Origin of the sequence: Leifsonia sp. fls2-241-R2A-40a (genome assembly GCF_030209575.1) — a bacterium.
Lineage (GTDB): Bacteria > Actinomycetota > Actinomycetes > Actinomycetales > Microbacteriaceae > Leifsonia.
The window spans coordinates 1,714,388-1,727,170 of sequence record NZ_JARVRS010000001.1 but is presented as its reverse complement, the minus strand read 5'-3'; the positions used below and the strand labels follow the sequence as shown (position 1 = coordinate 1,727,170).

The 12,783-nt window shown below is 69.3% G+C and carries 13 protein-coding genes; 3 read left to right on the top strand and 10 right to left on the bottom strand.

Features of this window, described 5'->3' with window-relative positions:
• Positions 1-54: 54 nt before the first annotated feature.
• The 4 genes from QRN40_RS08725 to QRN40_RS08710 all read right to left on the bottom strand — a co-directional run bounded on the left by QRN40_RS08725 (position 55) and on the right by QRN40_RS08710 (position 4,286).
• Positions 55-1,245 carry a glycine C-acetyltransferase gene (locus QRN40_RS08725; protein WP_285115190.1) on the bottom strand — a complete coding sequence of 397 codons (1,191 nt, stop codon included), beginning with the start codon at positions 1,243-1,245 and terminating at the stop codon, positions 55-57.
• A 2-nt stretch (positions 1,246-1,247) separates the two neighbouring features.
• Positions 1,248-2,291, bottom strand: a complete 1,044-nt coding sequence (gene tdh / locus QRN40_RS08720; RefSeq protein WP_285115189.1) for an L-threonine 3-dehydrogenase — start codon at positions 2,289-2,291, stop codon at positions 1,248-1,250.
• Between the two features lie 133 nt (positions 2,292-2,424).
• Positions 2,425-3,582: a sensor histidine kinase gene (locus QRN40_RS08715; RefSeq protein WP_285115188.1), complete on the bottom strand. Its 1,158-nt coding sequence runs from the start codon at positions 3,580-3,582 to the stop codon at positions 2,425-2,427.
• The gene (locus QRN40_RS08710; protein WP_285115187.1) at positions 3,582-4,286 is read right to left on the bottom strand and encodes a response regulator transcription factor; all 705 of its coding nucleotides are present in this window, start codon (positions 4,284-4,286) and stop codon (positions 3,582-3,584) included. The genes QRN40_RS08715 and QRN40_RS08710 overlap by 1 nt, the downstream gene beginning before the upstream one ends.
• 156 nt (positions 4,287-4,442) lie before the next feature.
• On the opposite strand from QRN40_RS08710, the gene QRN40_RS08705 reads away from it, so the two are divergent.
• Genes QRN40_RS08705 through QRN40_RS08695 form a run of 3 tightly spaced genes read left to right on the top strand, consistent with a single transcriptional unit; the run spans position 4,443 to position 6,151 of the window.
• A complete protein-coding gene (locus QRN40_RS08705) occupies positions 4,443-4,892 on the top strand; it encodes a DM13 domain-containing protein (RefSeq protein WP_285115186.1) in 450 nt (149 codons plus the stop codon).
• Positions 4,889-5,386: a DoxX family membrane protein gene (locus QRN40_RS08700; protein ID WP_285115184.1), complete on the top strand. Its 498-nt coding sequence runs from the start codon at positions 4,889-4,891 to the stop codon at positions 5,384-5,386. Before QRN40_RS08705 ends, QRN40_RS08700 begins: the two co-directional genes overlap by 4 nt.
• 27 nt (positions 5,387-5,413) lie before the next feature.
• On the top strand, positions 5,414-6,151 hold the full coding sequence (locus QRN40_RS08695) for a cysteine hydrolase family protein (protein WP_285115183.1): 738 nt from the start codon (positions 5,414-5,416) through the stop codon (positions 6,149-6,151).
• A gap of 77 nt (positions 6,152-6,228) precedes the next feature.
• Here QRN40_RS08695 and QRN40_RS08690 read toward each other — a convergent pair whose 3' ends face one another.
• The 6 genes from QRN40_RS08690 to QRN40_RS08665 form a co-directional block, all read right to left on the bottom strand.
• Positions 6,229-6,642: a heat shock protein transcriptional repressor HspR gene (locus tag QRN40_RS08690; RefSeq protein ID WP_285115182.1), complete on the bottom strand. Its 414-nt coding sequence runs from the start codon at positions 6,640-6,642 to the stop codon at positions 6,229-6,231.
• 2 nt (positions 6,643-6,644) lie between these two features.
• Complete coding sequence (locus tag QRN40_RS08685) at positions 6,645-7,634, bottom strand: DnaJ C-terminal domain-containing protein (protein WP_285115181.1); 990 nt, start codon at positions 7,632-7,634, stop codon at positions 6,645-6,647.
• A gap of 117 nt (positions 7,635-7,751) precedes the next feature.
• Entirely contained in the window at positions 7,752-8,414 is a 663-nt protein-coding gene (locus QRN40_RS08680; RefSeq protein ID WP_285115180.1) for a nucleotide exchange factor GrpE, read from the bottom strand.
• 2 nt (positions 8,415-8,416) lie between these two features.
• Positions 8,417-10,288: a molecular chaperone DnaK gene (dnaK, locus tag QRN40_RS08675; RefSeq protein WP_285115177.1), complete on the bottom strand. Its 1,872-nt coding sequence runs from the start codon at positions 10,286-10,288 to the stop codon at positions 8,417-8,419.
• A gap of 168 nt (positions 10,289-10,456) precedes the next feature.
• On the bottom strand, positions 10,457-11,083 hold the full coding sequence (locus QRN40_RS08670; RefSeq protein ID WP_285115176.1) for a pyridoxal 5'-phosphate synthase: 627 nt from the start codon (positions 11,081-11,083) through the stop codon (positions 10,457-10,459).
• Between the two features lie 25 nt (positions 11,084-11,108).
• Positions 11,109-12,692 carry an MFS transporter gene (locus QRN40_RS08665; RefSeq protein ID WP_285115175.1) on the bottom strand — a complete coding sequence of 528 codons (1,584 nt, stop codon included), beginning with the start codon at positions 12,690-12,692 and terminating at the stop codon, positions 11,109-11,111.
• Positions 12,693-12,783 lie beyond the last annotated feature (91 nt).

Here is a 12,783-nt window from a genome sequence, read left to right as displayed (position 1 = left end):
TCTGAGCGGCGTATGACCGAGATTTGGCGCAAATCGTAAGGGGAGGGGGCGGCGTCAGGAGGCGGTGACGGCGGCGCGGGACGCGACGAACGCATCCACGCAGCGACGGATCTCCTCCTCGGTGTGCGCCGCCGACAGCTGCACGCGGATGCGCGCGCGACCCTTCGGCACGACCGGGTACGAGAAGGCGGTCACGTAGACGCCCTGCCGCTGCATCTCGTCGGCGATGCGGGCCGTGAGCGACGCATCCCCGAACATCACGGGGACGATGGGATGCGCTCCCGGCAGCAGCTCGAAGCCCGCCTCGGTCATCAGGCGGCGGAACAGTTCCGCGTTCGCGACGAGCTGCGCCCGGAGGTGGTCCGACTGCTCCAGCAGGTCGAGCGCCGCGAGCGTCCCGGCGACGATCGACGGCGCGAGCGTGTTCGAGAACAGGTAGGGACGGGACCGCTGACGGAGCAGGTCGACCACCTCACGGCGGCTGGAGACGTAGCCGCCGGAGGCGCCGCCGAGCGCCTTGCCGAAGGTTCCCGTGTAGATGTCGATGCGGTCGGAGACGCCGCAGAACTCGGGCGTGCCGCGACCATGCTCGCCGACGAAACCGACCGCGTGCGAGTCGTCGACGAATACCAGTGCGCCGAACTCGTCGGCGAGGTCGCAGATCTCGGCGAGCGGGGCGATGTACCCGTCCATCGAGAAGACGCCGTCCGTGACGATGACCGTGAACCGCGCGCCCGCCTCCCGAGCCGCCTCGAGCTGCGCGCGCAGATCGGCCAGGTCGCGGTTCTTGTACCGGAACCGCTGCGCCTTCGACAGCCGGATCCCGTCGATGATGGAGGCGTGGTTCAACTCGTCGGAGACGATCGCGTCCTCCGCCGTGAACAGCGTCTCGAAGACGCCGCCGTTGGCGTCGAAGCACGAGGAGAAGAGGATGGTCGCCTCGGTTCCGAGGAACCGGGACACCCGGCGCTCCAGCTCCAGGTGCTGCTCCTGGGTACCGCAGATGAAGCGCACCGACGCCATCCCGTAGCCCCAGTCGTCGAGCGCGGTCTTCGCCGCGTCGACAAGGGCCGGATGGTCGGCCAGGCCCAGGTAGTTGTTGGCGCAGAAGTTGAGGACCTGCTGCCCGTCGGCGGTGATCAGCGCCGACTGCGGACCGTGGATGCTGCGCTCGCGCTTGGTGAGGCCGGCCTCCTCGATCTCCTCCAGCTGCGTCGCGAGGTGCTCGCGGAAACTCCCGTACATGTCTAGACCTCCGTCCAGTCGAGGATGACCTTGCCGCCGCCGGCCGCGGCCGCCGCCGCGAACCCCTTCTCCCAGTCGCGCGCGGGGAAGCGGTCGGAGACGATCGACGCGATCGCATCGTGCAGCTGCGCCGAGGTCTGCAGCATCGCGCCCATCGCATTCCACGTCTCGAACATCTCACGGCCGTAGATGCCCTTGAGCGTGAGCATGTGGGTGACGACGATGCCCCAGTCCACAGCGATCTGCTTCGACGGCAGGCCCAGCATGGCGATCCGTCCGCCGTGGTTCATGTTCTCGATCATCGACGGCAGGGCGGTCGGAGCACCGCTCATCTCGAAGCCGACGTCGAAGCCTTCGCGCATCCCGAGCGCCGCCTGCGCCTCCCGGATGTCGTGCTGGGACACGTCCACGGTGAAGTCGGCGCCCATCCCGCGGGCCAGTTCGAGCCGCTGTGCGCTGATGTCGGTGCCGACGATGAACCGGGCGCCGACATGACGCGCGACCGCGATCGCCATGAGCCCGATCGGCCCGCAGCCGGTGACCAGCACGTCCTCGCCGACGACCGGGAAGGCCAGGGCGGTGTGGACGGCGTTGCCGAGGGGGTCGAACAGCGCGCCGACCTCGGGCTCGACCGCGCTGTGGTGCACCCAGACGTTCGTCGCCGGGAGCACGAGCTGCTCGGCGAATGCGCCGTCGCGCTGCACGCCGACGCCCTGGGTGCGGATGCACATCTGACGGCGGCCGGCGCGGCAGTTGCGGCAGGTCCCGCAGACGATGTGGCCCTCGCCGGAGACGCGGTCGCCGACCTCGACGTCGTGGACCAGCTCGCCCACCTCGACGACCTCGCCGAAGAATTCGTGGCCGGGGATGAGCGGGGCTTTCACAGCCGACGCCGCCCAGTCGTCCCAGCGCTGGATGTGCAGGTCGGTGCCGCAGATGCCGGTGCGCAGGACGCGGATCCGGACATCCTCGGGGCCCATCTCGGGCTCGGGTACGTCGACCAGTTCGAGGCCGGGCGCGGCCTCGCTCTTGAACAGGGCTCTCATCGTGCTTCCTCGTGGGGAGTCGGTGTGCTTCATCGCGTGGGCCGGGGTCGCCTTGTGGGCGGTCCGGCCGCGCACCAGCCTACCTTCGCGCGGCGGCGAGCGCCCTGTTGCGTCGCGTCACGCCCGTCGTGGGTCAGGCAAGCAGGGCCGGCTCGGGAGGCGCATCCAGTGGCAGCGTCACCGACACCGAGAATCCGCCCGCCGAATGCTCGGCGCGCACCTCCCCCGCGTGGGCCTCCGCAATGGCGCGGACGATCGCGAGACCGAGACCGGCTCCCGTTCCCATCGCCGCCTCCAAACGTGGTGTCCGCGCGACATCGCCGCGCCAGCCGACCTCGAACATCCGCTCGAGGTCGGCCGGCGGCACTCCGTCGCCCTGGTCGCAGACGCTCAGGCGGAGCATCCTGCCGGACCGCTGCGCCGACACCATCACCGTCGTCCCCTGCGGGGCGTGGCGTACGGCGTTCGCCAGCAGGTTCACGACCATGCGGCTGAGCAGGTGCGGATCCACCCACGCTTCGCCGTCCGCGACCTCGCCGTGGACCACCGTGACCCCGCGGCTGAGCGCTGCCTGACGCAGCTCGGAGGCGGCGTCGGAGACGAGGTCCATGAGCGCCACCGGTTCACGCCGTGGTCGCATACCGCCGCTCTGCAGGCTGGAGAGCTCGAACAGGTCGTTCACCAGGCGGGACATCGAGTTCGCCTGCTGGCGGATCCGGCGCACGTAATCGGCGGGGTCGGCGGCGAGCCCGTCGTCCAGCGCCTCGGCCAGCGCCTGCACGCCGGTCAGCGGTGTCCGGAGGTCGTGCGAGATCCACGCGAAGAACGTGCGGCGGGACGCGTCCAGCTGTTCGAGTTCAGCGCGCGCGAGTGCGAGCCGCTCGGAAGCCTCGGCCAGCCGTTCCGAGATCTCCGTGAGCTCGCGCCCCGCATGCGCGCCGGCCTCGATGACTTCTCCGGCGCCGACACGGCGGGCCGAGTCTCGCAGAAGTCGCGCCGAACGCCGAAGCTGGCGGGCCACGATCCACGCGCCCAGAAGGCTCAGCAGCGACGACACGGAGACGACCCACAGCAGCACGGTCAGATCGTGATGCGAGAAGTACATCTCCGCAGCGATGGCGATCGTCGAGCCCGCGATGGCAGCGACAGCGGCGCCGACCACGACGGCGAACCGCGACGCGATGGATGCGCCGCGCCACCGGCGCAGCACCAGGATCGCCACGAGGTTTGCAGCGACGGTGCAGCAGACGGTCGTCAGGGCGATCAGTTGCAGGTCGGCGAAGCTCAGCATCACGCCGCCTGCGCGACGGCGAAGCGGTAGCCGGCGCCCCACTCGGTCAGGAGGTAGCGCGGGAGATTCGGGTCGTCCTCGATCTTCTCCCGGAGGCGCCGGACGTGGACGGTGACCGTCGACGCCTCGCCGAAGTTCCAGTCCCACACCTCGCGCAGGACCTCCTCGCGGCTGATGATCCGATCGGGATTGCGGACGAAGTAGGACAGCAGGTCGTACTCCCGCGGGGTGAGGCTGAGCTCCGCGTCGCCCGACCACGCCTTGCGCCGCACCGGATCGAGCCGGAAGGGGCCGCCCGCGACGGACGCCGCCCCGGAGGAGTTGCCACGACTCCGCCGGATCAGGGCATTCACCCGGAGCAACAGCTCGCGCAGCGCGAACGGCTTGGAGAGGTAGTCGTCGGCTCCTCGCTCCAGGCCGTCGATGCGATCGCCGGTGCTTCCGAGCGCGGTCAGCATGATGATCGGGAGGTTGGGCGCGACCGCACGGATCGCGCTGCACACCTCATCCCCGCCGTAGCCGGGCAGCATGCGGTCGAGCACCAGCACGTCGGGAAGTGCAGCCTGAAGCGCACGGAGCGCTTTCACCCCGTCGGTGTGCGCGACGACGGTGAAGCCGTCGGCCCGGAGGTAGTCGCGGACGACACTGAGGACGTTCGCGTCGTCCTCGACGATCATCGCCACCGGTCTGCGCTCTTCGATCACGTCCACAAGCCTTTCGTGCGACGCCCCGGACAGGGGCGATTCTTACGGGCTCGAAAGAAACGGCCCTCCGGCCCCCGGCCCCGCCTAGCTTCAGTGTTGCCGAGCCGACCGGGAGTCTCCTCGGCGTCCACCGGAACACCAAGGAGTGAATAACCCATGCGCAAGACACTGTTCGCAGGCGCCGCCATCGTCGCCCTGTCCCTCTCGCTCACCGCCTGCAGCGGTGCATCCACGGCGAGCACCAGCTCACCGTCGTCGTCCTCGTCTTCTTCGTCCTCGTCCTCGTCTTCGGCCGCTTCCGCCGACGCGCGGACCGGCTCGTTCGCCGGGCTCAATGGCAAGAAGGTGGCGGGCACCGTGAGCATCAAGGACGGCAGCCTGGTCCTGAGCGGGTTCTCGTCCGACGAGGGCCCCGACCTTCACGTGTACCTGGCGAAGGGCACCGACGAGGCGACTGTCGTCGCCGGCAAGGAGATCACGGGCGTCTCGTTCGATACGGCGTCGCAGACCATCTCGCTGAACGGGGTCGACGCGTCCGAGTACACCTACGTCGTCATCCATTGCGACAAGGCCAAGGCGGTATTCGGCGCCGCACCGCTGTCGTGAGCACCCGCGATCTCGCCGCGCCGATCGTGGTCGGCGCGGCGAGGGTCGCCCTCGGAGGGCTGTGGCTCTATGAGGCGATCATCAAGTTCCGGTCCGGTTTCGGCTCGGCGGACATCCTGCTGGTCGCGAACGGCGCCGGTTCCAACGCGAGAGTCCCCGGGTACTTCCAGTGGTTCGCGACGTCCGTCATGCAGCCGGCCTCCGGCCTCTTCGGCTTCGCGATCCCTCTGCTCGAGGCAGGCCTCGGCGTCGCCCTGATCCTCGGCGTCCTGACGCGGGCCGCGGCGATCATGTCGGTCGTCACCCTGCTCCTCTACTGGTCGTCCGACCAGCTGACCTGGGAGTACCCGCCGATGATCGGCCTCGCGGTGGTCGTGATCGCGTTTCCCTTCGCGGCACGCCGCCTGTCGCTGTCCCTGCTGCTCGAGCACCTTCTGTCCCGGCGACGACCGGACGGACTGACCGTGCCGTCGTCGCTGGCGCTGTGGCTCTGATCCACGACGCCGCCGTAGAGTGCACCCATGAAGCGCGCGCTGATCGTGATCGACCTGCAGAACGAGTACGTGACCGGGAACCTCCGGATCTGCTTCCCCGATCTGATGACGTCCATCCCCAACATCGAGGTCGCCTGGGATGCAGCAGACGACCACGGTGTGCCGGTGGTGGTCGTGCAGCACATCGAGGACGAGGGCGCCCCGGTCTTCGCGCGCGGATCCGAGGGGGCCGCCCTGCACGAGTCGATCGCCGACCGGACGCCGGCGCACGGCGTCGGCAAGGGCAGCGTCTCCGCCTTCGCCGGGACCGACCTCGAGCAGTGGCTGCGGAGCAGCGGCATCGACACGGTCACGATCGCCGGGTACATGACGCAGCACTGCTGCGCGGGGACCGCCCGGGATGCGCACGAGCTCGGCTTCACCGTCGAGTTCCTGTCCGACGCGACCGGGACGCTCGACCTCGTCAACGAGGCCGGCGCGATCTCCGCGGACGCGCTCCACCGCAGCGTGCTGGTGACGATGCAGTCGGAGTTCGCCGCCGTCGCGACGACCGAGGAGTGGACCCTCGCGGTCGAGGCCGGCGACAGCCTCCCGGTCTCGAACCTGTGGGCGAGCACGGGGCACGCGCGACTCCCCGAGAAGCACGCCGAGCTGCACAAGCTCATGCGGGAGGTGCGGGCGGGCATCGACCACGACATCGCCGAGGGCGAGGCCCACAACATCCAGAACACCCTCTACGTCGGCCAGGGCGTCTCGTCCCTCTGACCGCTGCGGTGAAGTGCTCGTCGTTGCGGACTCGCGCGGCGTGTCGGGCGCAACGACGAGCACCTCGCGCCTGAGCGTCAGCGCTCGAGCGGGCGCCAGACGACGAGCTGGTTGCTGCGACGGATGCGGGTGCCCGCCCGGAGCGAGACGACCTCGCCCTCCGAGCCGGCCGCGAACACGCGGCGGCCGGGGCGGTTGAGCAGTTCGTCGGCCAGCGCCGACTCCAACTCGCGCACGCGGCCGCGGAGCTCACCCACCTGATCTTCCAGTTCGAGGATGCGGCGGATGCCCTCCAGAGAGACCCCCTCGGAGCCGAGCCGCGCGATCTCCTGCAGCTTCTCGACGTCGCGCATCGAGTAGCGGCGCGACTTGCCGGCGGTCCGGCTGGGGCTGACGAGTCCGAGCCGGTCGTACTGGCGGAGCGTCTGCGGGTGCATGCCCGCGAGCTCCGCCGCGATCGAGATCACGAAGACCTGGCTGTGCTCGTCCATCGTCAGCTCCGGGCCTTGGCCAGGATGTCGTCGCGCGGGTTCTCGTCGGGCAGCTTGGCGGCGAACGCCTCCAGCGCCTCCTTCGCCTCACCCGAGAGGTGCGACGGGACGGCGACCTGGACGACCGCGAGCAGGTCGCCCGTGCCCTTGCCGGTCTCGACCCCGCGGCCCTTCACGCGCAGCACCCGGCCGCTCGGCGTGCCGGGGGCGACCCGCAGCTTGACGGGGTCGCCGCCGAGGGTGGGGACCTCGATCGTCGCACCGAGCGCCGCCTCCGCGAACGTCACCGGGACGTTGACGCGCAGGTTCAGGCCGTCGCGCTCGAAGACGGGATGCTTGCGCACGGACACGGTGAGCACGATGTCGCCGGCCTCGCCGCCGTCCGGGCTGGGCTGACCCTTGCCGCGCAGCTTGATCTTCTGACCGTCGGCGACGCCCGCCGGGATCTTGACCTTGATCGGCTTGCCGTCGGACGCCTGCAGCGTGATGGTCTCGCCGCGGGTCGCGGTGACGAAGTCGATGGTGGTGTGCGCGGTCACGTCGCGGCCCCGGGTCGGCCCGCCGTAGCCGCGGAAGCCGCCGCTCGTCTGACCGAACCGGCCGTTGCCGAACAGGCCGCCGAACACGTCGTCGAACTCGCCGCCCTGCTGGAACGTGTAGCGCTGGCCGCCGGCGCCGCCCTGGCCGAACATCCCGCCGAAGACGTCGTCGAAGCCGCCCTGCGCACCGGACCCGGGCGCGGTGAACCGGGCGCCGGTCCCCATCGCGCGGATCTGGTCGTACTCCTTGCGCTCCTCGGGGTCGCTCAGCACCGAGTACGCCTCGCTGATCTCCTTGAACTTCGCCTCCGCGGCTGCGTCGCCGGGGTTCGAGTCGGGATGGTACTTGCGCGCCAGCTTGCGGTACGTCTTCTTGAGGTCCGCGTCGCTGACGTCCTTGGAGACGCCAAGCACCTTGTAGAAGTCCTTGTCGAACCAGTCCTGGCTAGCCACGGGCGCCTCCTCTCAGTCGTTGTGGTTCGTGGATGAAGTCTGCACGAATCGTGCGTGCACCGGGAACGGAGCGGCGGGAATCCTTCCCCGCCGCTCCGCCGGTGATGTGTCGCCGGGTCAGGCCGGCACCGAGACGACGACCTTCGCCACCCGGACGGTGGTGGAGCCCAGCCGATAGCCGGTCTCGACCACCTCGGCGACGGTGTCCGTCGTCACGTCGGGGGTGGGCTGCTGGAAGATCGCCTCGTGGATCTGCGGGTCGAAAGGGTCGCCCTTCTCGCCGTAGGGGACGAGGCCCAAGCGCTCGACCGCCGAGCGGAGCTTCGCGGCGATGGTCGAGAACGCGCTGCCCTCGCCCAGGTCGCCGTGCTTCTCCGCGCGCTCGAGGTCGTCGAGCACCGGGATCAGCCCCTTCACCGCGTCGCCGACCGCGCGCTCCCGCTCGATCTCGCGGTTCGCCTCGGTGCGCTTGCGGTAGTTCGCGTACTCCGCGGTCACCCGCTGGAGGTCGGCGAGCCGGTCGGCGGCGAGGGTCTCCGCGGTCGTCTGACCCGAGAGGATGTCGAGGTCGTCGTCGCTGAGGACGGTCTCCCCGTCGTCGCTCTCGGCCGGGCCGACGTCGACGAGCTCCTCGTGGGCGAGGTCGTGCTCGTCGTCGCCGGCCGCCGCGTCAGCGTCGGGCTGCCGGACCTTCCCGGTCTCGGGGTCGATCCTCCGCTTGTCACGGATGATCGGCTCCTCGCGTTCGGGCTCCTGGGAGCCGCCGTTCTGGTCCGACATGGTTACTTCTTCTCCTCGTCCTCGACGACCTCGGCGTCGATGACGTCCTCGTCGTCCGAGGACGACTCGCCGGCCGGCTGCTCGCCGGCGTCACCGGCCGGAGCCTCCGACCCCTGCGAGGCCTGAGCCTGCGAGTAGATGGCTTCGCCGAGCTTGCCCTGGCTGGCGTTGAGCTTCTCGAAGGCGGTCTTCACAGCCTCGTCGTCGTCGCCGGCGAGAGCGGTCTTCAGACCGTCCACGTCGCCCTGGACCTCGTTCTTGACGTCCTCGGGGAGCTTGTCCTCGTTGTCCTTGATCAGCTTCTCGATCGAGTAGACGAGCTGCTCGGCCTGGTTGCGGGTCTCGGCGGACTCGCGGCGCTTCTTGTCCTCCGCCGCGTGCTCCTCGGCCTCGCGCACCATGCGCTCGATGTCGTCCTTCGGCAGGCTGGACCCGCCGGTGATCGTCATCGACTGCTCCTTGCCGGTGCCCTTGTCCTTGGCGGACACGTGCACGATGCCGTTGGCGTCGATGTCGAAGGTGACCTCGATCTGCGGGATGCCGCGGGGGGCCGGGGCGATACCGGTCAGCTCGAAGGTGCCGAGCGGCTTGTTGTCGCGGGTGAACTCGCGCTCGCCCTGGAAGACCTGGATCGCGACGGACGGCTGGTTGTCGTCGGCCGTGGTGAAGGTCTCGCTGCGCTTGGTGGGGATGGCCGTGTTGCGCTCGATGAGCTTGGTCATGATCCCGCCCTTGGTCTCGATGCCGAGGGACAGCGGGGTGACGTCGATGAGGAGGACGTCCTTGCGCTCGCCCTTCAGGACACCGGCCTGCAGAGCGGCGCCGACGGCGACGACCTCGTCCGGGTTGACGCCCTTGTTGGGCTCCTTGCCACCGGTCTCCTGCTTCACGAGCTCGGAGACGGCCGGCATACGGGTCGAACCACCGACCAGCACGACGTGCGCGATGTCGGACACCTTGATGCCGGCCTCACGGATGACGTCCTGGAAGGGCTTCTTGGTGCGGTCGAGGAGGTCGCTGGTCATCTGCTCGAACTGAGCGCGGGTGAGCGTCTCGTCGAGGTTGGCCGGGCCGTTCTCGGTCAGCGAGAGGTAGGGCAGCTGGATGCTGGTCGACATGCTCGACGACAGCTCCTTCTTGGCCTGCTCCGCCGCCTCCTTCAGACGCTGGAGGGCGATCTTGTCCTTGGAGACGTCCACTCCGGTGGTCTCCTTGAACTTCTTGATCAGCCAGTCGACGATGCGCTGGTCCCAGTCGTCGCCACCGAGGCGGTTGTCACCGGCGGTGGAACGCACCTGGATGGTCGAGAAGTCGTCGTCCTTGCCCACCTCGAGCAGGGAGACGTCGAAGGTACCGCCACCGAGGTCGAAGACGAGGATGAGCTCGTCCTCCTTGCCCTTGTCGAGGCCGTACGCGAGCGCAGCGGCGGTCGGCTCGTTGATGATGCGGAGCACGTTGAGGCCCGCGATCTCACCGGCCTCCTTGGTGGCCTGGCGCTCGGCGTCGTTGAAGTACGCCGGAACGGTGATCACCGCGTCGGTGACGGTGTCGCCGAGGTACTGCTCCGCGTCGCGCTTCAGCTTCTGCAGGATGCGCGCCGAGATCTCCTGGGCGGTGTACTTCTTGCCGTCGATGTCGACGGTCCAGGTGGTGCCCATGTGGCGCTTCACCGACGAGATGGTGCGGTCGACGTTGGTCACCGCCTGGCGCTTGGCGGTCTCACCGACGAGCACCTCGCCGTCCTTGGTGAAGGCGACCACCGACGGGGTGGTGCGGAAACCCTCGGCGTTCGCGATGACCGTGGGCTCTCCACCCTCGAGCACCGAGACGACGGAGTTGGTGGTTCCGAGGTCGATACCTACTGCACGTGACATGTGTGCTTCTCTCCTTTGTTGCTGGCTTATGGCCATGAAAGTCTGTGGTCAAGACTTGAGCCTCGACGACTCAAGACTGTCATCCGTGCGGGATGCTGTCAAGACGTCGATTCCAAAACTTGAGTACATATGACTCAACTTTGAGTGAGCAGTTGGTATTCCCCGAATTCAGGGTTGCAGGCGCAGAACGGACCAGCCGCCGTCGCCCCGGTCGTAACGCAGACGCCGGTGCAGCCGGTCGGGGCTCCCGTGCCAGAACTCGATCGTGGACGGCACCACGCGGTACCCGTACCAGTGCTCCGGCCGGCCGATCGGGCCCTCCGCGGCGAGGACATCGCGGGCCGCGGCACGCAGGAGGTCCAGGTCGTCGAGGGGTGCATCCTGCTCGCTCACCGTCGTCGCCGCCTGCGCCTCCCGGCCGCGCCGGGCGAACATCGCATCCGAGCCCGCCTCGTCCATCCGCTCCACCGTTCCGTGGATGCGGAGCTGCTGCAGCAGTTCGCGCCAATAGAGGACCACGGCGGCGCGCGGGTCCGCGGCGAGCTCGCGTCCCTTGCGGCTCAGCTCGGAGGTGCCGAAGGTCACACCGTCTGCGGCCAGGCCCGTCAGCGCGACCGTCCGCGCGTCCGGGGCGCCGTCGCCGCCCGTCGTCGCGAGCGTCGCGGCGAGCGCCTCCCGAACGCCGCGCCCGCGTGCGCGCTCGAGCCACTCGGCGAGGAGTCCGCCCGGCTCGGCGGGCGGATCGTCGAACTCGGGCAGGAACAGGTCGGCATCCCCGGTCAGCGTGTGCGCCATGACGCCACAGTAGGCCCGGCGCCGATCAGCCCGCGAGAGTTCCCTCGGCCGCTTGGTTGGGCGCAGGATCGGGCAGGCGGCGCATCCGGAACGCGTTGGCGACGCCGATCAGGCCGGCCAGCACCGGCACGAGAAGAGCGACCTGCAGCGAGATCGGCCGGGCCTCGTCGTTGATGCGGATCACCTCGTCCCGCACCGCCGGGGGCTCGGTCGCCAGCAGCTCGGCGAGCTTCGTGTTCGACATGACCTCGGCATCCGACTCGAGCACGTGCGAGATCTGCGCCTTGTCGTCCGGGGGCAGCACAGTGCTCGCGTCCGTCTTGGCCTGGAACGTGAACGCCAGCGTCGCCAGCATGATGGCGCCGGCGAACGCGAGGCCGAAGGAGAGACCGAACGAGCCCGCGGCCGAGTTCACCCCCGCCGCCTCGCTCACGCGTTCGTCGGAGATCGGCGACAGGGTGTAGTTGTTCAGCTGCGAGACGAGCAGCCCGAGCCCGGACCCCGCGATGATGAGCGGGATCGTGAGGTACCAGCCCGAGGTGGCGATCGGCACCAGCGGGATGATCGCCGCCACGCCGATCACCGCCAGCGAGAAGCCCCACAGGATGAGGGTGGCGGGGCGCCGCTTCAGCCCGCGACCGGCGAGCAGCGCGACGGCGAACATGCTGAGCGAGAGCGGAGCGATCGAGAGGCCGGAGAGCAGCGCGTTGTACTCCAGCACCATCTGCAAGTAGATCGGCAGCGCGATCATCGTGCCGCCGAGCGCGATCTGCTGCAGCAGCTGACCCGAGACGCCCGACTGGAACAGCTTCGAGCGGAACAGCCCAGGGTCGAGCAGCGTGGGCTTCTGCCGCTGCGAGCGCGAGCGCAGCCAGATCGCCAGCGAACCGAGACCCGCTGCGCCGATCAGGATGATGAGCAGCACCCGCTCTCCACCCTCCTGCCAGACGAGGATGCCGGTGACGATGCCGCCCATTCCGATGACGGACAGCAGGGCGCCGACGATGTCGACCGAGCGCTCGCCCGTGTACTTCACGTCCTTGACCAGCCCGATCCCCGAGAGCACCACCGCGATGATGACGGCCTCGAGCAGGAACCCGACGCGCCACGACAGGAACGTCGTGATGAAGCCGCCGAGCAGCGGTCCGACCGCGGCGGCGATCGCGGCGGACGCACCGACGAGGGCGTACACCCGCTTCTGGTCCGCGCCTTCGAAGTTCCCGTGGATGAGCGACTGCATCGCGGGCAGCAGCAGCGACGCGCCGATCCCGCCGATCACCGCCCAGAAGATGATGATGGCGGTCAGGCTCTGGGCGAGCGTCATCGCGATCGCCCCGACCGCGTAGGCGAGCAGGCCGAGCACGTACGCCAGCTTGCGGCCGATCAGGTCGCCGGTCTTGCCACCGATCAGGATGAACGCCGCCGACACCAGCGCCTCCAAGGCGATCGCCGACTGCACCCCGCTCACCGTCGTGTGCAGGTCGTGCACCACGGCCGAGATCGAGACGTTCATCAGCGACGTGTCGACGACGAGGACGAACATCGCCATCGCGAGCAGGATCGCCAGCCGCCCGTTGAAGCGCACCGGCGCCGCGTTTCCACCGGCCATCACGCCACCTCCCGACGTCAGAGAAGCACGGACGGGGCGCGTTGGGACTCCCCCAAATTCACACCGACCCCACAAGCACCGTCGATAGCGT